1 protein-coding gene is annotated in these 2,070 nt (G+C 44.5%); it reads left to right on the forward strand.

The features are described 5' to 3' along the window. A partial coding sequence (locus NTV63_02735) for a helicase-related protein (GenBank protein ID MCX6709849.1) occupies window positions 1-2,045 on the forward strand: 2,045 nt, incomplete at its 5' end. Window positions 2,046-2,070 lie beyond the last annotated feature (25 nt).

Raw genomic sequence — 2,070 nt, forward strand, 5'->3', positions numbered from 1 at the left:
CAATGCACCATCACCTTTACACCCTTCTTGATGACTTGATACAGGCTCACAAGACAACTCTCATATTCACAAACACCCGCTCAGCAACTGAGAGGGTTGTATTCCATCTTAAGGAGAAATTTCCCAAGCACTATGTTCTTATAGACGACAACACTGCTCCTGAGGAGCTTCCGAGGATTGGAGCGCACCACGGCTCTCTTTCCAAGGCGCACAGGCACAATATGGAGGAGCGTCTCAGAAAGGGATGGCTCAAGTGCATTGTGTGCAGCACATCCCTTGAGCTTGGGATTGACATAGGGTATATTGACCTTGTGATACTTCTTGGAAGCCCCAAGTCAGTTGCGCGCGCCCTTCAGAGGATTGGAAGAAGCGGGCACAGGATGGCTGAAACCACTTTTGGAAGGATTGTTGTTCTGGACAGGGATGACCTTGTGGAGAGCAGCGTTATCCTGAAAGAGTCAATTGAAAAGAGGATTGACAGGATTCACATTCCTGAGAACTGCCTGGATGTTCTTGCCCAGCAGATAGTTGGGATTGCAGTTGTGGAGAAGCTTCATGAGGATGAGATTTACAGTCTTGTCAGGAAGAGCTACTGCTACAGAACCCTTTCAAGGACAGATTTCAAGGAGGTAATTGAGTATCTTGCCGGATTCTACGCTCCCCTTGAGGACAGGCACATCTACGCAAAAATCTGGTATGAGCCCGATACTGGAATGATTGGGAGAAAGGGGAAGATGACAAGAGTAATCTACATGACAAATATTGGGACAATTCCTGATGAGAGCTCTGTTCTCATAAAGGAGGGCGAATCAGTCATCGGAAAGATTGACGAGGCATTTCTTGAAAAGCTGAAATCAGGGGACATATTTGTGCTTGGGGGCGAATGCTACAGGTTCAAGTTTGCATCAGGGCAGGTTGCGCAGGTTACTCCTGCATCAGGAAAGACGCCTACAGTTCCTTCCTGGTTTTCCGAGATGCTTCCGCTAAGCTTTGACCTTGCGCTTTCAATCGGAAGGTTCAGGCGCCTTATGGAAGAAAAGCTGGAGCGCAATAAGTCGCAATCTGAGATAATTGATTTCATAAACTCTTACTTATACATTGACGGCAACTCTGCCTCCTCAATATACAGGTATTTCCTTGAGCAGCATCTCTATGCTGAAATCCCTACAGATGAGAAAATTGTTATTGAAAAATATCTTGAGAATGAAAAGCACTTTGTGATATTCCATGCGCTTTATGGAAGAAGGGTGAATGACTGCCTGTCAAGGGCAGTTGCATTTGCAGTTTCAAGGATACAGCACATAGATGTTGAGATAGGGATTAATGACAACGGCTTTTATCTTGCATCAAACAAGCCGATTCAGGCGCTTAAGGCATTTCAGATGCTTAAGGAGGAAAAGCTTGAATTAATCCTCAAGATGGCTCTTGAGAAGACTGAAATCCTCAAGAGAAGGTTCAGGCACTGCGCAGCAAGGGCTCTCATGATTCTGAGGAATTACAAGGGCAGGAGCCAGTTTGTCGGAAGGCAGCAGGTGTCCTCAATGATTCTCATGAATGCAGTGAAAAGGATTTCTCCGGATTTCTCAATTTTAAAGGAGGCAAGAAGGGAGGTGCTTGAGGATTTGATGGATATAAAAAATGCGAGACTAATCCTTAAGCAGGTGTCAGATGGAAAGATAAAGATAAAGGAGATTGACACAAAAATCCCGAGCCCCTTTGCCCTAAACCTTGTTGCCCAGGGCTATCTGGACATTCTCAAGATGGAGGACAGAGTTGAGTTTCTCAGAAGGATGCACAGGATGGTTCTTGCAAAGATTGGAAAGAAAAGCGAAAAGGCAGCTGAGATTTATGATGGCGAAAAGTCCCTTCTTGAAGGCAAGAACTGGAAGGAAGAAAATTACAAGAAGCTCTGGGAAGAAGAAGAAAAGAAAAAAAGAGAAGATGAGGAGGAAAGAAAGCTTAATGATATCATGAAAGGGGAAGGCAATGATGATTCACTGAAAGGAGATTCAGAAGAGGATAAAACCGGGAATGCAGATAAATAAAATCTCCTGACTATTCCTTAATATC

The organism is Candidatus Woesearchaeota archaeon, from assembly GCA_026394965.1.
Taxonomy (GTDB): Archaea; Nanobdellota; Nanobdellia; order Woesearchaeales; family 0-14-0-80-44-23; genus JAPLZQ01.